Genomic DNA, 17,948 nt, shown 5'->3' with positions numbered 1-17,948 from the left:
GGGATTTATGGTTGAGCTATGAAGAATAAAGCTGCGCAATCCAAAGCATGGACGACGGTTCAAATTGCACGTCATCCTGAGCGTCCGCAATTTTTAGATTATGTGAGTGAAATTTTTACCGAATTTGATGCTTTGCATGGTGATCGCTTATTTGGTGATGATGGTGCAATGATCGGTGGATTAGCTCGCTTTGATGGTCAGCCAGTCATGATTGTGGGTCAACACCGTGGTCGCAGTACGCGTGAAAAGTTACAACATAACTTTGGGATGAGTAACCCAGAAGGTTACCGTAAATCACAACGTTTACTCGATATGGCTGAACGTTTTAATCTACCCGTCTTTACATTTATTGACACCATGGGTGCATATCCAGGTGTGGGTGCAGAAGAACGTGGTCAGGCTGAAGCAATTGCAACATCTTTGGCACAACTTTCAAGCTTGAAAGTGCCTGTAATTGCAACTGTACTCGGTGAAGGCGGTTCAGGTGGTGCACTGGGTATTGGTGTGGCTGACCGTGTGGTGATGTTATCCCATAGTATTTATTCAGTCATTTCACCTGAAGGCTGTGCATCTATTTTATGGAAAACGGCTGAAAAAGCAGAGCAAGCCAGCGAAGCTTTGGCATTGACTGCGGAAAAACTACAGAAAATTGGTATTGTTGAATATGTGGTCGATGAAGGTGAAGGCGCTCATCTCAACCCAGAACAAGTCATGCATGCTTTAAAAACCGTTTTAAAAGATGCATTGGCTGAGTTGCAACCAATGGATGCGAATGAACGATGCGAAGCACGTTACCAACGTTTAATGAAGTTTGGCAGCGACAATTTAGGGCTAGTGTCTTAACTGAGTTTCAGGATACGCTTGAACAGCCTCATTTTTTAATCGGATGTAGTGGTGGCATGGATTCCATGCTGCTACTCCATTTGATGTCTCATTTATTTCCCAAGCGCATTCGCGCCATCTATATTGATCATCAATTGCAGGATGTCAGTCCGCAGTGGGGTAGCTTTGTTCAAGAACAATGCTATGTACTTGATGTCCCATGTGTGATTCAAGCAGTCGATGTTGATACAGGCAATGTAGAAAGCCAAGCGCGTAGTGCACGTTATGCGGCCTTTCAGAAGCATCTTCTTGCCAATGAAATTTTAGTTCTCGCCCATCATCAACAAGATCAAGCCGAAACCGTTTTACTCCGTTTACTCTCTGGTGCGGGGATTCATGGACTTGCTGCCATGCAGAGCATCGACATACGAGAGCAATTTACAATTTGGCGCCCTCTATTGGCTTTGTCCAGACAGCAAATTGAGCTGTGGGCTGCTGAGATGCTGCTGAGAAATATTCAAGACCAAACCAATTTTGATACCAGTTATGATCGTGCATGGTGCCGAGCTGAATTGTGGCCAATCTTAGAACAACGCTTTCCGAAAATGCAGCAAGCTTTGGCACGTACCAGTTATTTGATGCAAGATGCCGAAACGATTTTAGCCGATGTGTTGGCGCAAGATTGGGCCAGTTGCGGGAATGCTTCGGTTTTAAATTTAACCCCATTTCGTCAGTTATCTGCACCGAGACAGCGACAGTTACTCTCTGCTTGGATGAAAGGTGAGGATTTATATCGTCCTGCTTTTGATATGGTGCAACGCTTGTTTGATGAAGTGATTGAATCCAAAGTGGATGCCCAAGCCGCATTGCATTGGAACCAATATTATTATGTGCGTTATCAACAGCAACTCTTTCGTGTCAGTAAAGCAGAGTATTTAGCTGAACAATTTCAAATCATTGAGTCAATTGAGCAGCGTTTTAGTTTAGATCAAGCTTATGCATTGGCTTCAGGGCAATATCGCATTGAAACACAAAAATATGGACTGTCTTTGGCATTATTAGAGCAGCCTTTACAGATAAAACCGCGCTTAGGTGGGGAAAAATTGCATTTGTATGGACGTGTTGGGGCTTGGCCGTTGAAAAAAGCGATTCAGAGCGCACAAATTTTTCCGTGGCAACGTCATACAATACAAATATTAAGCATAGATAATGTTATGCTTGGTGTTTTTACGCCTAAAGGATTTTGGTTGGTCGAGTCGGCTTATTGTGAAGCGGGTGGATGGCAACCAAATTTAATCGCTTAGTTAAAAAATTCAGGATAGAGAAATAATCATGAGCGCAGTGTTGAATCGTAATATTTGTTTTATCGGCGGTGGTAACATGGCTCAAGCCCTCATTGGTGGCTTGATTTCGCGTGGTTTACCTTCAACTCGCATTACGGTTTCTGATCCTGTTGAACAAGTTCGTCATTTATTGGCTGAAAAAGACTTGGTGGTGACTGAGGATAATGCATCTGCTATTCGTGAAGCCGATGTCGTGGTCTTAGCGGTTAAACCTCAAGTTTTAGCCAATGTTTTAAAACCATTAAACGGTTTATTTGACGGTAAGTTGATTATTTCGATTGTTGCGGGTGCTGAAATTGCCACGATTGCTGCATTAGCTGGCAGTAATCGTATTGTGCGTGTGATGCCAAATACGCCTGCTTTAGTACAAACAGGTGCGCATGGTTTATATGCCACAGAGTCTGTAGATAAAGAAGACCGTGATTTGGCGAGCCAAGTACTTGCTGCAACAGGCTTGACCTTATGGGTAGGCGAGGAAGCGCAAATTGATGCTGTGACTGCGGTGTCTGGTTCAGGTCCTGCTTATTTCTTCTATATGATGGAAAGTATGATCCGTGCAGGTAAAAACCTCGGTCTAGATGAAAAAGTAGCAACGGCATTGACATTGCAAACTGCACTGGGTGCAGCACAAATGGCAATCACGAGCTCAAATACACCAGCTGAATTGCGTAAAAATGTCACTTCACCGAATGGTACAACCCAAGCGGCACTTGAAGTGTTTGATCGTGCACAAATTTCACAAAATATCCAAGCTGCATTGGCTGCTGCTCAAAAGCGCAGTCAGGAACTTGCTCAAGAGCTGAGTGAAAGTAGCAAATAATCGTTTTATTTAGGAAAGTTCAAGTATGGGTGCAAACTCTGCGCTAATTTTTGGCATCATTATTAACGTTGCAATTTTACTGGTGTTCTTCCGCTTTCTCATGCAGTTGGCAGCGGTTAACTTTTATAACCCAGTGGTGATGTCGACCGTAAAAGCCACAAAAATTGTGGATATGTTTGGTCGTATTTTTCCAAATGTAGCGAAAGGTCGTGTTAACTTAGCGGCTTTAGTACTTTTGGTTTTATTGTATTTACTGAAAATTTTTGGTGTCATGTATCTCTCTGGAGCGATGCCGAATAGTCCTGTGCATTTGGTTATTTTGACTTTTGTGACCATGATTCAGGACTTGATTCGTTTCTGTCGTTACCTGATTTTTGCAACGATTATTTTAAGTTGGGTCGTGATGTTTACCCAGTCACGCTCGCCTTATATCGAAGTGATTCAAGAGCTTGCTGAACCATTATTGGCACCGTTTCGCCGTTTATTGCCCAATATGGGGATGATTGATCTTTCTCCAATCGTAGCGTTCTTGGCTCTGTATATTGCTGAAATGATTATGAATGAAGTGGCGATTGTCCTGCTCACTGGTTTATAAGATTGTAGCGAATAAAAAAAGGACTCGATTGCGAGTCCTTTTTTTGTGGTTGAAATTTTTAGGTGAAGACGTTGATATTTCTTCTAGGAGGCAAATGACCTCCATACCAGCCTTCCTTCTAGGAGAAAGGCGCAAATGTTTTAGTGGGCTTCATCCCAGTTTCGACCTTTGCCGACTTCAACCAACAATGGCACAGAAATTTGCAAAACAGATTGCATCACGTCTGCCAGTTTCGAAGCTAGTTCATCTGCAATATTTTCATCGACTTCAAAAACCAATTCATCGTGTACTTGTAGTAGCATTTTGGCTTGATCTTTAGGCAGCATTTGATCAACAGCAATCATCGCCATTTTAATAATGTCCGCAGCAGAACCTTGCAGCGGTGCATTAATTGCGGCACGTTCAGCCGCTTGTTTGATCATTTTATTGCTTGCCATAATATCGGGCGTATACAACCGACGGCCTAAAATGGTTTCGACAAAACCTTGTTCACGTGCAATTTGACGGGTACGTTCCATATAGTCGAGCACGCCCGGATAACGTTGGAAGTATTTCGCAATATAGCCACGCGATTCTTCACGGCTAAATCCGAGTTGACGGGTTAAGCCAAACTCAGACATGCCGTAGAGTAGACCGAAGTTGACTGCTTTGGCCTGACGACGTTGGTCTGAAGTAACATCTTCAAGTGCGACACCTAAGACCTCAGCCGCTGTACGACGGTGTACATCTTGCCCATGATTAAAAGCATCGACCAAGGCTTCATCTTGGGAGAAATGCGCCATTAAACGCAGTTCAATTTGTGAATAATCGGCTGCCAAGAGCACGCGACCTTGTGGTGCAATAAAGGCTTTACGAATTTGACGTCCAATTTCCTCACGCACAGGAATGTTCTGTAAGTTGGGGTCGGTCGAAGACAGACGACCAGTTGCGGTCAGTGCTTGGTGGTAACTAGTATGCACACGATGGGTATCACTGTTGGCTTGTTTTAATAAGCCATCGGTATAGGTGCTTTTTAGTTTGGATAAACCACGATAGTCTAAAATCAGCTCGGTAATCGGATGGTCAATCTTTTCTAAAACGCTTTCAGACGTACTGTACTGACCTGTTGCGGTTTTTTTGCCGCCCTTGAGTCCGAGTTTATCAAACAAAATTTCACCGACTTGCTTCGGCGAGCTGACATTGAAACTTTGTCCAGCCAATTCTGTAATCTGGCTTTCAAGATTGGCCATGGTATTGGCAAACTCAACACCGAGTTGGTCAAGAAAGCTTAGATCCAATTCAATGCCGTTTTCTTCCATGATGGTCAGGACACGAGCAACTGGCATTTCGACATTGTGCAAAATATTGACCAGTTCAGGGTGCTTTTGCAGTTTGGCATCGAGCACTTCAAACAGGCGATAGGTCACATGGGCATCTTCAGCCGCATAGTGCGCGGCGGTTTCAATCTCAATTTGGTTAAAGGTTTTCTGTTTTGCGCCTTTACCCGCAACCTGTTCAAAAGTGGTGGTTAAGTGGCTTAGATAGAGACGTGAAACGTCATCCATCCCGTGACGAGTCGCCACAGCATTGAGTACATAAGAGGCCAACATGGTATCAAAATACCAGCCTTTCAGCTCAATGCCATGATTTTCTAAGACATGCGCATCGTATTTCAAATGATGACCAATTTTTTGAACCGACTCATCTTCTAAAATAGGTTTAATTTGCGCCAAGATCTGTTCACGCTCTAGCTGCACAGGTGCATTTTCATAATCATGCGCAAGTGGAACGTAATAGGCATCTTGAGCATCAAATGCGACCGAAAACCCAACAATTTGCGCTACGCGATAGTCTAAACTTGTGGTTTCGGTATCAAAGGCAAAACGTTTTTCTGTACTTAAACGTTTGAATAATTGTGCCCACTGTTCCGCACTGAGCACAGTATGGTAGTTCGCTTGACCCAGTTGGTCATCGACACTGCTTTGAACGGCCTGATCTTCTGTATTGATGGCGGTTTCAGACTGCGCTGATTTAGCAATGTGTTGCGTCGCTTGTTTGTAGGTTGCACTATTGGGATTGTTTGGATGATCAAGCGATTGCAACTGTTGACGGAATTCAAGTTCTGTATACAGTGAACGCAAGGCTTCGGTATTCGGATCTTGGAGTTTGAGATCGTCAAAGGTCAGTCCTGTCTCTAAGTCGCAGACAATACTTGCCAGTTGGTGATCTAGAGCAATGCCATCGGCATGTTCTTTGATGTTTTGACCGACTTTGCCTTTAATTTTATCGACATTTTCTAAAATGCCACCAATTGAGCCGTATTCTGTTAACAGTTTTGCCGCAGTTTTTGCACCAACACCTGGAACACCCATAATGCCGTCAGAGGCATCGCCCATTAAGGTCAGATAGTCAATAATTTGGTTTGGCCACACCCCAAACTTTTCAAACACACCATTCACATCCATCGGCTTGTCTTTAAAGCTGTCTTCTAAGGTGACTTTATCGGTCACCAACTGTGCCATGTCTTTATCGCCTGTGGAAATCAGCACTTGCTGTCCCGCGGCTTCTGCACGTTTGGCTAAAGTCCCGATGATGTCATCTGCTTCTGCACCTGGGAGCATGTATAAGGGGATACCCAAAGCACGAATTAAGGCATGCAAGTATGGAATTTGTTCTGATAATTCCTCAGGCATACTTGGGCGGTCACCTTTATAAATTGGCGATAGCACATGACGAAAAGTTGGTTCTGGCGTATCAAAAATGACTGCCATATGTGTTGGCTGGGTACGACGCATCAGTTTTTGGATGGCAGAAATTGCCCCACGAATTGCATTGGTATGTAAGCCAGTTGACGTGGTGAGCGGTGGCAAAGCATGAAAAGCACGAAATAAAAAGTATGAGCCATCGACCAAGACAAATGGTGGCATTGCAAGATTCCTTATCCAAATAACCCGTTCATTGTACGTGATTTTGACGCAGAACAAAGTGTATTGATGTACCGATTGGCATAGATGGTTACGGTTATGCGCTTAAAGATGTACTACAAGCTGATGTATTATTTGAAGATGAGAAAAAGAGATTGAGAACGGATGCAAACTGGACAGCGTGAAATTCGCATGATGTGGTTGATGGGGCTCACGATTGTTGCTATTGCAGCATGGTTTCTGGCCGTGCCGCTGTTGAGTGCATTGTGTGGAATTGCTTTGATCATGAGTGTTATGCACTATGTTGATAGCATTGAACACCCCAGTACGACCTTGGCGGAACAACGGGGCATTGCTTTTCAGCCAACGTCAAAAGTGCCGCTTTACCTCGCTGCTTTCGTTATTTTAATCGGTATGGTGGGGCAATGGGGCGGACTCATTGGGTTGGGGATCAGTGGTTGGTTGTTCTTTTTCTTTAGATGGTTACGTCGCCTAGAATATCTATTGTTATCCGTGCAAGCACAGCCATATCAGGTGATATCTGACCGATTCCCAAAATCTGAAAAGGCTCCCTCTTTCCCCACTACTCTAAACAACACAGATGATTTAAGTCTCAGTGAGCAAGTGAAACGCTGGCTTTGGCAGGGCAATCCTGTCTTAAAAGTTGCGATTGTGATACTGCTGATAGGGCTTATTTTATTATTACGCTTTGCCACCGAACATTGGCAGTTGAGTCTCGCGGTCAAGCTTAGCCTCGTTGCTGCGGTAAGTGTAGGTGTTGTGGTCTTTGGTTGTGCGCTCCTACAAAAGAACCGCAGTTTTGCTTTGGCTTTAGAAGCACTTGGACTGTCAGGCTTATTTTTGACCTTATTTTTTGCTTACTACAACGGCGTGATTGCAAGTTTAGCGATTGCAAGTCTGTGCTTTGTGGTGGTGATGGCAGTTACACTTTGGCTTAGTTTAAAACAGCAGTCGATTGAGCTGGCGTTGATGGCGCTGATCATTGCTTATTTGGCACCCTTTACTTTGCCAGTACGGAATGCCACTGCGATAGAACTGGTGGCTTATTATTTGGTCATTAATATTGCGGTTGCTGTTTTAAGCACGTTCAGACCGTGGAAAGTCCTCAACCAAATTGCTTTTTTAATGACGGTAGTCGTAGGCGGAGCTTATGCCTTTTATCAGGGTAAAGCGTCTGAGCGAGACATGCTGGCCGTGTTGGTTTTGGCACATAGTACGGTCTTTATTTGGTTGAGTTTTCGTTATAGCCAACTGTTGGCCCGTGAGGATTTAACTCAGTTTAAGTTAAAACCGATCTTGGATGTGGCTTTGATTTTTGCTGCACCTATTGTTGCTTTTGCTTTTTTGTATGTGATGTATTTTGAGGAAACGATTTGGCAGGCTGGCTTTAGTCTAGGCTTTGCAGCGCTCTATGCCATGCTTTATCAACTGCTAAAAAGAGCCCATAGCGTTGAGCTGATTGCGCAAAGTTATCTCAGTTTGACTTTGGTCTTCTTGGCGCTGATTCCCCCTATTTTACTGCCTGATCAGTGGGGTGTGGTGGGTTGGAGTGTTGAGGGTGCACTGATCTTTATGTATGCCTTATATCGAAATTCCGCCCTGAGTCGTTATTTGGCGATGGGCTTATTGGCCGTGGCAGGACTCTCAAGTCTGTACTATGTGGTGGAGCTCAATCGTTTTCCAACGGAAGTCTATTGGGCGCTGTGTCTGAGTTATTTTGCTGTGGTTGTTGTTGCCAACAGTGTAGAGCGCTTTAGACAACAGTTGTCCTTTGCCACCATTGCCTTTTTTTGCTTACAACTACTTTCAGCAACCAGCATGTTGTTTATCTTACTTTTGGATGAAATCGACAGTAAAAGTCAGGTAACGATGGCGCTGCTGATTATTGTGCTTTTATATACAGTACTGAATGAATGGTTGCTCTACCGCAAAGCCAGTTGGTCATGGCTATTACCCAAATGGATTGGCCTGATTCCGCTGTATGCCGTTGCCTTCATTTTCTTGGTTGACCTGAGCTATGATGGCGTCATTATGTGGTCGTCTGGTTTAGACCGCCTATTGTTTGCTTTAACGAGCGGATTGCTCACATTGTTGTGGCTTCGCCCGTTACAGGGTGTGGAGGATGAGCTAGAGTGGGTGAGTTTGGGGGCTTTATTGAGTTTAACGCTGACCAGTTTAACCCTCATTCCAAGTATGCCGTATTTGAGCATGGTCATTTTACCGCTGACCTTTGCTGCATGGTGTTATGCGCAGCCAAGTCAAACGCGATGGAGAAAGTTTTGGCAGGCCCGCAATACCTTAGTGCTCATGTTGTTTTGGATCGTGTGTTCTCAGATTTTTAGCCAACAAGCTTTTGCAGGGTACTGGTTACCCATTTTCAATCCATTCGACTTAGTTAGTATTGCGATGCTGACAGGTTTTATTTGGATGCTGAATTTGCAAATGAAAGCAGGTTTGGAGAAAAGCCTGGGTGCCATTTTGATGATGTCGAGCCTACTTTGGCTCAGTAGTTATGTGGTGCTACGTGCGCTGCATGTCTACTTCCTAACACCCTATAATGACTGGGAAATGTGGGAAAATGCTTTGGTGCAATTGAGCTTTACTTTGCTTTGGGTCAGTTTGGCGTTCATTTGCATGCTGACAGCAACCAAGCGTAATTTGCGCTCACTTTGGATTTTTGGTGGCTGTATTTTGGTATTGGTGACATTGAAATTAGTCTTGTTTGACTTATCTCATATAGGGACACTCACCCGCGTGATTTCATTTTTAGGAGCTGGTTTGGTGATGTTGGTGATTGCGTATATTGCGCCGATGCCTGAACTTGAGGAAAAGACCAATTAAACAAGTTCAGCTCCTTATGTCTGGATTTATATAAGGAGCTGAGACGATTTATTTGATGTTCGGTTCTCGTTTCAAGGCTTGTGCATTGGCATATTGATCAATTTCTTCATTGGATAAAGGACGCGAAAGCGGATGATCGACAAAGCCCATTTTCGGCACAGGAATTTCGATTTGGTTATCTAAGAAGCCATTACGAATACGTTCCTGCATTTCATCACGCACTTGCAAAAAGTGTTCTTGCTGACACCATACGGCAAATAATAACTCAATCGAAGACTCGCGAAAGGCGGTTACGGTGACGGCAGGTTTAGGGTCGGCCAGCACCAAAGGATATTTATTGGCGACATCAATCAGCACTTCACGTACTTTAATGATGTTCTCATGAAAGTTAATGGCTAGGGTGATTGGAATACGCCGTATTGGGAACTTAGAGAGGTTGTGAACAGGAGCTCGAATCAGTTGTTCATTCGGCAGTCGTACATAAATGTTGTCTTGAGTGAGTAACTTAACCGAGAGGAGGTCGATTGAAATGACTTCACCTTCAATGGTATTGCCACGAATAAGGGTGATTGAAATGGTGTCGCCAATTTCAAAAGAACCTTCACCAATCAGGAACAATCCACTGATTAAGTTGGATGCAGAGGTTTGTGAGGCAAAACCCAAAGCAACCGTCAAAATACCAGCTGCGCCTAAAAACACACTGAGTTTAAAACCAGCTTCTTTGAGGCTGGCCATCACAAAAATTAGGAAAATAAAGTAAAAAATACCACGTCGCCAGACCAGTCGTTGGTGGGCGTTAAACTTGGTGCCAATGGTTCGGATAAAGGCATTTGAAACCAGACGTGCCAAGAGAAAACCAACAAAACACAGCACTAAGGCAATTAAGATTTCTGTTAATCGTTCTGTATTGATGTTGGTAAAAATGCCTTTTAGGCTACTGGTAATTTCTTGGGGAATATTTGAGTTTGGCATCTGTCCCCCTTAGAAGAATGAATCAAACATATTAAATAATGCACTCGCCGAAGAGCGCGGTGGATGCACATAAATCACTTTGCCTGCATGCGGAGGCGTACGGTTTTCGATACGAATTCGCGGTGGTCGATCAGCACCTTCATGCAAGACTTTAATTTGTGATGTCCAAAGTCGTCCCGTACTTTCACTATAAAATAAAGGCAGGGCTGAAACAGGCACGTTCATGCGGTCGAAGCGCAGTTGTAAATGGCTGGTGTTGTGGAACTCAATGGGCGTCACTGCACGAAATGCACGTGGTTTTAGTTGATGCAATTCAGTTCGACCATCGACAGCCGTAGCGTAGGCAATTTCACCTGTACGGTGGTTTGGCCCAAACCAAGTTTCTTTGGGTAAAATCACAGGAATATCAAACAAGGGATCGCGCTGACCTTCAATAAAACCCGAAATCCATAACGGGGTGCTGATATACAGCGTCCCACGCTGACCCGCTGGAATATAAATCGGATCGACAGGTTTAATCACCACTGAACGATCGGCCAAACGTGGCATCAGTTGAATCGTATGGTGGGTGTTTTTAAACATGTAGCGTTTAATTTCAACGGGGTGTGGAAAGGCGAAATGTGGGTCTTCTATCGCATGCCATTTTTGCTCATAGTCATACTGAACTTGAGGACGATGAAACTCTAAACGCCACTCTTGTAGACCGCGGGTGAGGCGAAAAAGTAATGAGCCGAACTGCCACGCACGGGCTTGATTCAACTCGAAGTTGTATTCCCCCCACCATTTTAAATTGGGGCTATCCGATTCAAACAGTTCATTCATATTAGGCAACAGCACATTTCCTTATATTGCAAATCAGTGAAAAACAGACTTCACGCTGTCATATGCTTAGAGTACACTCAAAATAATATTTTTCATCATTATTATAATTTTAAGATGCAAGTGCTTAAACAATTACAAATTCCCTATAGTTTTGCGAAGCGTCATGGCGTGCTGTTGCGTTACGAAGGCGATCAAGCCTTTATTGTGCGCCGTGAAAGTACGCCGTTGTTGGCTTTGCAAGAGGCACGTCGTTTTTTAGGTGTGGCAGCACAACATCAACTGTGTAGTGATGAAGAATTTCACCAGCTTTTAAGCAGTAGCTATGCAGGGGACAGTGGCGAATCACAACAAGTGGCCGCAGGTTTAGAAGATCATCCCGATTTACTCAGTTTAGCTGACCAAGTGCCTGAAGCTGAAGATCTGATGGATCAAGAAGATGATGCTCCAATTGTTCGTTTGATTAATGCATTATTGTCTGAAGCCATTCGTGTTGGCGCATCCGATATTCATATTGAAGCTTTTGAAAAGAAACTATCGGTGCGTTTACGAGTGGATGGGCAATTACGTGAAATTGTTCAACCCCGCCGTGAACTCGCACCGTTATTAGTATCTCGTATTAAAGTTATGGCAAAACTGGATATTGCAGAAAAACGGATTCCGCAAGATGGGCGTATTTCACTGCGTTTAGCCGGGCGTGAAGTGGATGTGCGTGTATCGACTTTGCCATCATCACATGGCGAGCGTGTGGTGATGCGTTTATTAGATAAACAAGCCGGTCGTTTGAACATGACTCATTTGGGCTTATTGAAACCTGACTATGAGCGTTTAACCCAATTGGTGCATCGACCACACGGGATTATTTTGGTCACTGGGCCGACAGGTTCGGGTAAAACTACAACGCTTTATGCGGCGCTTTCGGACCTTAATGATGGTTCGAAAAATATTTTGACCGCAGAAGACCCGATTGAATATCAACTGGAAGGGATTGGACAGACGCAAGTCAATACCAAAGTCGATATGACTTTTGCGAGAGCCTTAAAGGCCATGCTACGTCAAGACCCTGATGTAGTAATGGTGGGTGAAATACGTGACTTGGAAACGGCTGAAATTGCGGTACAAGCATCGCTCACAGGGCATTTGGTTTTATCCACACTGCATACCAATACGGCCATTGGTGCGGTGACCCGTTTAAAAGATATGGGCATTGAGCCGTTTTTGCTGTCGAGTTCTTTGATTGGTGTCATTGCACAGCGTTTAGTGCGAACCTTATGTAGTCACTGTGTGACATGGCATGAAGCCGATACTTTTGAAAAACAACTGTTTCAGCATTTGAATCCAAAAGCAGAGCTTCAGTTACCTCAACCGAATGGCTGTGAACGTTGTTCACATACGGGTTTTACGGGACGGACGGCAATTTATGAAATTGTCGCTGTGGATGATCAAATGCGTCGTTTAGTTCATGGCAATGCCGCTGAATATGAATTAGAAAGTTATGCACGACAATACTCAGGCTCTATTCGTGATGATGGTTTACGTAAAGTGTTGGTGGGGAAAACTACACTGGAAGAAGTATTACGTGTGACCAATGAAGCGGCTGAATAATATCAGTCGAATACTGATTAGTGGATACGGGTTATGCGTGTAGTTGTATTATCCTGAAATTACCTGATGTGTTTGTATGGCAGCGTCCGTTTTATTTTTAGAATGAAAATAAAGAACTTTATAATGATGAATAAATCCTTAGCCTTGTTTGGTGTGCTGAGTGGTATGGTATTTTTTACTCCACTCAGTTTTGCAAAAGATGAAACTTTTAATGTTTATAAACAATGCAATGATGAAATGGAGTGGTCTTGTGATGTCATTAGAAGCACCAATGGCAAGAAAGAAAAAGTTTATGGCGGTATGAAATCACCAAATATTGAGCGTTTAAATCAAAATTATTATCATGTTCAAATGTCATGTGGTAGCCCATGTCAGGCTCATAGTTTTCTATCGAGAAATAAACAAGAAGATGATGCGACTCAAGAATTTATCGCTATTGATACGAAGAATAATTGTTTAATTGAAACTGATTCTGAACACAATAAAATCACAGCTCGCCAATTAAATTCGAAAAAAAGACATACTTTGATCAGTACTCAGCACCCTATTTTTCAAAATGTTCCTATTTTTGATATTGCCCAATATACTGTGTTCCAAGGCACTTCTTATTTTGATCAAAAAGGAAATTTGATTTTGCTGGCAGATGAAATCGATGATCAAAAGAAATTTAAAAAGATATTTCCAAACCCTTGTAAGTTATGAACTCTCTATCCCAAAGCAATGACTTCGGGATAGAAAAGATGACTTAAACAATCACATTCAATGTCACATCAATATTTCCACGCGTTGCATTTGAATAAGGGCAAACGATATGTGCTGCATCCACTAATTTTTGCGCTTCTGCTTGCTCTAAACCTTCTAAGTGAATGTTCAAGGTCACTTGAATACCAAAACCTGTTGGAATAGGGCCAATACCTACATCACCTTCGATATAAACATCAGGTGTAATTTTTAATTGGTCACGGTTAGCAACAAACTTCATTGCACCTAGAAAACATGCAGAATAACCTGCGGCAAAAAGCTGTTCAGGGTTCGTTCCACCACCTGCGCCGCCCATTTCTTTAGGAACGGTAAGTTTTACATCTAAAATTCCATCAGAAGAGGTTGCGCGACCATCACGGCCACCTGTTGCTTTGGCATGTGCTGTATAAACTACTTTTTCTAAAGACATTGTGATTCCCTGAATATTGTATTTGAGTCCTTATCCTGTCCTAAATTGCAGAAAGAATAAGCAGTGTTTTTGTAAATTTATACAGAGAATGCTTGCGATTAAGTTGATGGTTTAGTTGCTTAAAATCAATAATATGGATGGCTATTATTGTTTCTTTAACCGTTCTCAATCGAGGCTTGTAGATGTGAATAAGAACTGAAAGTACGGAAACTTTATCAATTAAAAAAGGGGGGAGACTCATGCATTTAGTGTGCTAAAGCATATTCAATGCAAGAGCAGAAGTGAATCAATATGAAGTTTTTGTGCGAAGAATGAAGTTGTCTTAAAAGATCACGGCTTGATTAAAACTGTACTAATTTCCGATGTTGCATCAACGGCATACTTTCACGAATTTGAGCTTGTTCTGCCAAGTCAAAAGGTACCGTAATTAACTGTGCGCCCGGATTAAGAATCAAGTCCAAAACTTGACCACGGCTATTGGCTGCCGCTGCATGTCCCCAAGTCTGTCTTTTTTCACCATGCCAGCCTTGTTGTGCGGCGCCTAACACGATGCTTTGGCTATCCATCGCACGGGCTTGTAATAATAACTGCCAGTGCATTTGCCCCGTGGTGTAGGTAAACGCAGCAGGAGCAGTCAAAATATTTGCACCACGCGTGCGTAAAGTTAAAGCCAGTTCAGGAAAGCGTAAGTCATAGCAAACCATCAAGCCAATATTACCAAAAGGTGTTTTTGCCACAACGACATCTGTACCAGGTTCAAAAAACTTAGATTCTTGGTAACCACCCACAGCATCACCAACTTGTACGTCAAATAAATGAATTTTGTCATAACGTGCTTCAGTACGTTCAGGGCTAATGCAAAGACTGACTGTACGAACACGACCATCTTCAATAACAGAACCATCTGGACGGAACGGGCATGGGAGAGTCCCCGCGACGATCCAGATCTGATATTGATGAGCAAGATTTTCTAAACGCTTTTGAATGTCTTCAAACTGTGCTGCTGTCTCACGTTGTTTGCCTGCGGCAAAACAAACGAAGTTTTCGGGAAACACAATAAGTTCAGCACCATTTACTTTACTTTGTTGAATGAGAGACTCAATGACAAGGAAGTTTGCTTCAATGTCATTTTGAGAGTTCATTTGTACAACAGAAAGTAAAGTCATAAATGGGCCTACAAAATTTGTTGTTATGCGTTTTGTTGCTGTGACACTTGATCGAGGCTGTCTTGTTCTTTTTGCAACTGTTTGACCAAAGGTTCAAACATATTTTGATTACTTTGATTCAGTTCCATCAAAGTCTTATGCGCATCTAGTACGGTGTTTAACATATTACGATGTGTAATGTGCTCTTCCATCAGTTCGAGGGTACAAACGTTTGGATCGCCACAGTAGTTTAAAATCACAAAAACCTGCCCTAGCCCCATACTGTTGGCTAAGGTAGTGATATCAGAGTTGGTGGACAACATGACAGCTTGGATATTATGGATCTGCTTAAGCTTTAAGCCTAACTTTGCCAAAATGCCTAACACAGTGCTGTCGATGAATGTAGTTTGGGTTAAATCTACGATTGCACCAACAACATTTGACTGTTGTTCAATACGGTTTAAAAGTTTGTCTAGACTGATACAAGATTGGGCACGCACTTCGCCAATAAGCTTAAAAATATGCGTTCCATTCAAGCTTGCATATTCAACATGACCTGTTGACATATAAATGCCATTTGCAGAGAAGGATAGGAAATTATCCCATAGGGCAAATACTTACTCAAGTATCTAACAGTCTTAGAAGATAGGATATTGTAATAAGTTATTGATAATTTGATTAATTCATTCGACGTAAACTTAAAATAGCAATATCGTCTGCAACATGCTCTGGTGCTTCAAAGGATTGATTTTGCAAATGATAGACCAATTGTGTGAACTGATCATTCAGTCCACCATTGAAGGGTTCGAGTGCGCCATCGGAACAAATAATGAAGCGGGCATGACGGTTGAGTACACATTCATGCTCTTCAACTTCCAGTTCTTCAGTAAGGCCCAAAGGAAAACTACTGGTATGTAATATCCTAGGAGCTTGATTTGGCTCAAAGATAATTGCGGGGGGGTAATGTCCTGCACTTGACCAGCGAAGTTGATGGGTTTCGAGGTTTAAAATCCCTGCAATCATGGTGATGTGCTTTTCAATATTCTCTTGGACCAACATGCCATTGAGTTTCTTAATGAGTTCACGCGGTGTTTTGGCACGACCATGAAAAGCCGCCATCCAAGAGGTTAGTAAGCTACTGGTGACCCCATGACCAGATACATCAGCCAAATAGAACATCACTTCTTTATCGCTAATTTTCCAATAATCAAACCAGTCCCCAGACAAATAAGCAGAAGGCTGAAAAAACGTTTCGACGGTGTAGTTTTGGAGTTCTATAGGATTTGGTAAAAGTCGCTTTTGTAACTCTGCTGCGGAAGGTAGATCGCGACTGTCTTGATTACGTTTATATTGTGCATCAATTTTGAGTAAGGATTGTTGAGGATTGCTGGGGAGTTTATTCCACATCCAGCCTGCTAAAGCACCGAGTTCCCATGCTTGGGCTAAAGCACTACCTTCATTTTCAAAGGCGAGGACAATGGTGGGTAGTGTCCATTTATAATCTAAATAATCTTGGATATCGGCAATAGCAATAATAGTCGGGTCATAAAGATCAATGTCTTCTATGCGAATCATTTGCACACTTGGTAGCGTGTCTAGCACCTGTTCTAAATATGGAATATGGCGAGAGGGTTGAATGAAATACATAAAAAAAATGGCTTATCCTTAGCATTAAGCTATTGCTTTACTATAACAAGCAAATTACAGCTAGAGAAAAAAAATTCAATCCTAGCTGCAATACATTGTTATTCCGTATCTAACATTTGATGCGATTCATTGGTTGATGGAGAGCTAGAAGAATCATCATCACCGACATCATCAATGAACATCCCTTCAGCTTCTTGGCCTTTTTTCTCAGCAATAATGAAGTTTTTACGTTGTAAATAAATATCACGAATTGAGGAGTATTTGTCGCCTTGAATCGCACCTTCAATATCAATCAGTTGTGATCGCACATCAATACCACGTAAAGTCTGTTCAGCCCAATATAGGCCTTCTTCATCTTCTAATATGTATCTTTGTGGGCGCGCATAGCCATCAACAACCAAGCCAAAACCATCACGGAAAGTACTGGGTCCAAAAATTGGGAGTACTAGATATGGGCCAGATGGAACACCCCAGTAGCCGAGCGTCGTACCAAAGTTTTCATCTTCAGTTTCTAAACCCAAGCGCGAAGCAGGATCTGCAAAACCTAAAGTAGTTACCGTATTAATGGTGAATCGACCTAACGTTTTTGCGGCACGACCGGGACGACCTTGTATAAGTTGGTTTACCGCATTCCAAGGTTCACCAAGGTTTTTACGAAAGCCACTATAAGAGTCACGAATCGGAGAAGGGATCTTTTCTTTATATTCCACAGCAATTGGGCGAACGATCGCACGGTCTAAAGCATCATTGACGGCAAAAATTTGTCTATTTAAAGGTTGAAGCGGATCTTTTACATTATCAGGTTGTGCTGCATTGGCATCTACTTTTAAATCTTTTGCTTTAATATTCTTTAATTCTTTAAGCGAAGAAGATTGGGCTGTTTGCGGATCAGCACTGGTATCTATTTCGCTGGCAGCTGTAGGCGCTACATCTTCAGCAAATGCAAATGTTGTAAAGCCTACAAACAGTAGACCAGCACATAAGTGGCGAATGTGTTGCATATAAAAGAGTTCCGGAACTTTATAATCAGCAGGTGAATTAAAAAAATAATCTTTTAACTATATTAACAGCTCTTTATTGCTCATTGTTAAATCAAATTTTAAGAAATGTTAGTAAAAAAGCGACATTTTGCCGAATAAGTAAACAGTTGGAGGTTTTTTTATAAATAATTGAGTAAAGGGGGTTGTGTTGGTTTGGAAATGCTGTAGAATGCACATCCATCGGCGGTGATGTTGATTAAAACT

General features: G+C 42.6%; 15 protein-coding genes. 7 read left to right on the top strand and 8 right to left on the bottom strand.

Features of this window, described 5'->3' with window-relative positions:
* Positions 1-18 precede the first annotated feature (18 nt).
* From RR876_RS08220 to RR876_RS08205, 4 genes are read left to right on the top strand one after another with little or no spacing between them, the layout of a single operon-like run.
* Positions 19-843, top strand: a complete 825-nt coding sequence (locus RR876_RS08220) for an acetyl-CoA carboxylase carboxyltransferase subunit alpha (protein WP_078388708.1) — start codon at positions 19-21, stop codon at positions 841-843.
* The gene (gene tilS / locus RR876_RS08215; protein WP_332477284.1) at positions 780-2,126 is read left to right on the top strand and encodes a tRNA lysidine(34) synthetase TilS; all 1,347 of its coding nucleotides are present in this window, start codon (positions 780-782) and stop codon (positions 2,124-2,126) included. The genes RR876_RS08220 and tilS overlap by 64 nt, the downstream gene beginning before the upstream one ends.
* 22 nt (positions 2,127-2,148) lie before the next feature.
* Positions 2,149-2,985: a pyrroline-5-carboxylate reductase gene (proC, locus tag RR876_RS08210; RefSeq protein ID WP_332477295.1), complete on the top strand. Its 837-nt coding sequence runs from the start codon at positions 2,149-2,151 to the stop codon at positions 2,983-2,985.
* A 25-nt stretch (positions 2,986-3,010) separates the two neighbouring features.
* A complete protein-coding gene (locus tag RR876_RS08205; protein WP_004979206.1) occupies positions 3,011-3,580 on the top strand; it encodes a YggT family protein in 570 nt (189 codons plus the stop codon).
* Positions 3,581-3,720: 140 nt separating this feature from the next.
* Here the strand turns inward: RR876_RS08205 and polA are convergent, their stop codons facing one another.
* Entirely contained in the window at positions 3,721-6,486 is a 2,766-nt protein-coding gene (gene polA / locus RR876_RS08200; protein ID WP_332477285.1) for a DNA polymerase I, read from the bottom strand.
* A gap of 162 nt (positions 6,487-6,648) precedes the next feature.
* Between polA and RR876_RS08195 the strand changes: the two genes are divergently transcribed.
* A complete protein-coding gene (locus tag RR876_RS08195; RefSeq protein ID WP_332477286.1) occupies positions 6,649-9,345 on the top strand; it encodes a DUF2339 domain-containing protein in 2,697 nt (898 codons plus the stop codon).
* Between the two features lie 48 nt (positions 9,346-9,393).
* On the opposite strand, the gene RR876_RS08190 is transcribed toward RR876_RS08195, so the two are convergent.
* Together RR876_RS08190 and RR876_RS08185 are read right to left on the bottom strand one after the other, a co-directional pair.
* The gene (locus RR876_RS08190) at positions 9,394-10,317 is read right to left on the bottom strand and encodes a mechanosensitive ion channel family protein (RefSeq protein WP_218289398.1); all 924 of its coding nucleotides are present in this window, start codon (positions 10,315-10,317) and stop codon (positions 9,394-9,396) included.
* Between the two features lie 9 nt (positions 10,318-10,326).
* Entirely contained in the window at positions 10,327-11,139 is an 813-nt protein-coding gene (locus RR876_RS08185; RefSeq protein WP_332477296.1) for a hypothetical protein, read from the bottom strand.
* Between the two features lie 114 nt (positions 11,140-11,253).
* Between RR876_RS08185 and gspE the strand changes: the two genes are divergently transcribed.
* Together gspE and RR876_RS08175 are read left to right on the top strand one after the other, a co-directional pair.
* Positions 11,254-12,741 carry a type II secretion system ATPase GspE gene (gene gspE / locus RR876_RS08180; RefSeq protein ID WP_332481853.1) on the top strand — a complete coding sequence of 496 codons (1,488 nt, stop codon included), beginning with the start codon at positions 11,254-11,256 and terminating at the stop codon, positions 12,739-12,741.
* Positions 12,742-12,864: 123 nt separating this feature from the next.
* Complete coding sequence (locus tag RR876_RS08175; protein WP_332477288.1) at positions 12,865-13,443, top strand: hypothetical protein; 579 nt, start codon at positions 12,865-12,867, stop codon at positions 13,441-13,443.
* 43 nt (positions 13,444-13,486) lie between these two features.
* Here RR876_RS08175 and RR876_RS08170 read toward each other — a convergent pair whose 3' ends face one another.
* The 5 genes from RR876_RS08170 to RR876_RS08150 form a co-directional block, all read right to left on the bottom strand.
* Positions 13,487-13,912, bottom strand: a complete 426-nt coding sequence (locus tag RR876_RS08170; RefSeq protein ID WP_005400731.1) for an organic hydroperoxide resistance protein — start codon at positions 13,910-13,912, stop codon at positions 13,487-13,489.
* A 341-nt stretch (positions 13,913-14,253) separates the two neighbouring features.
* Entirely contained in the window at positions 14,254-15,078 is an 825-nt protein-coding gene (locus RR876_RS08165) for a carbon-nitrogen hydrolase family protein (protein ID WP_332477289.1), read from the bottom strand.
* Between the two features lie 23 nt (positions 15,079-15,101).
* The gene (gene gigB, locus RR876_RS08160; protein ID WP_004692241.1) at positions 15,102-15,623 is read right to left on the bottom strand and encodes an anti-anti-sigma factor GigB; all 522 of its coding nucleotides are present in this window, start codon (positions 15,621-15,623) and stop codon (positions 15,102-15,104) included.
* Positions 15,624-15,735: 112 nt separating this feature from the next.
* Positions 15,736-16,704: an RsbU family protein phosphatase GigA gene (gene gigA, locus RR876_RS08155; protein ID WP_332477290.1), complete on the bottom strand. Its 969-nt coding sequence runs from the start codon at positions 16,702-16,704 to the stop codon at positions 15,736-15,738.
* Positions 16,705-16,802: 98 nt separating this feature from the next.
* The gene (locus RR876_RS08150; RefSeq protein WP_234963036.1) at positions 16,803-17,705 is read right to left on the bottom strand and encodes a VacJ family lipoprotein; all 903 of its coding nucleotides are present in this window, start codon (positions 17,703-17,705) and stop codon (positions 16,803-16,805) included.
* Positions 17,706-17,948 lie beyond the last annotated feature (243 nt).

Origin of the sequence: Acinetobacter sp., assembly GCF_036666595.1 — a bacterium.
Lineage (GTDB): Bacteria > Pseudomonadota > Gammaproteobacteria > Pseudomonadales > Moraxellaceae > Acinetobacter.
This window is presented reverse-complemented; position numbering and strand designations above follow the sequence as displayed.

Coding starts and splice junctions, on each gene's coding strand:
- RR876_RS08220 (WP_078388708.1), top strand. CDS start 19: ATGAAGAATAAAGCTGCGCAATCCAAAGCATGGACGACGGTTCAAATT.
- tilS (WP_332477284.1), top strand. CDS start 780: ATGCGAAGCACGTTACCAACGTTTAATGAAGTTTGGCAGCGACAATTT.
- RR876_RS08205 (WP_004979206.1), top strand. CDS start 3,011: ATGGGTGCAAACTCTGCGCTAATTTTTGGCATCATTATTAACGTTGCA.
- polA (WP_332477285.1), bottom strand. CDS start 6,486: ATGCCACCATTTGTCTTGGTCGATGGCTCATACTTTTTATTTCGTGCT.
- RR876_RS08195 (WP_332477286.1), top strand. CDS start 6,649: ATGCAAACTGGACAGCGTGAAATTCGCATGATGTGGTTGATGGGGCTC.
- RR876_RS08190 (WP_218289398.1), bottom strand. CDS start 10,317: ATGCCAAACTCAAATATTCCCCAAGAAATTACCAGTAGCCTAAAAGGC.
- RR876_RS08185 (WP_332477296.1), bottom strand. CDS start 11,139: ATGAATGAACTGTTTGAATCGGATAGCCCCAATTTAAAATGGTGGGGG.
- gspE (WP_332481853.1), top strand. CDS start 11,254: ATGCAAGTGCTTAAACAATTACAAATTCCCTATAGTTTTGCGAAGCGT.
- RR876_RS08175 (WP_332477288.1), top strand. CDS start 12,865: ATGATGAATAAATCCTTAGCCTTGTTTGGTGTGCTGAGTGGTATGGTA.
- RR876_RS08170 (WP_005400731.1), bottom strand. CDS start 13,912: ATGTCTTTAGAAAAAGTAGTTTATACAGCACATGCCAAAGCAACAGGT.
- RR876_RS08165 (WP_332477289.1), bottom strand. CDS start 15,078: ATGACTTTACTTTCTGTTGTACAAATGAACTCTCAAAATGACATTGAA.
- gigB (WP_004692241.1), bottom strand. CDS start 15,623: ATGTCAACAGGTCATGTTGAATATGCAAGCTTGAATGGAACGCATATT.
- gigA (WP_332477290.1), bottom strand. CDS start 16,704: ATGTATTTCATTCAACCCTCTCGCCATATTCCATATTTAGAACAGGTG.
- RR876_RS08150 (WP_234963036.1), bottom strand. CDS start 17,705: ATGCAACACATTCGCCACTTATGTGCTGGTCTACTGTTTGTAGGCTTT.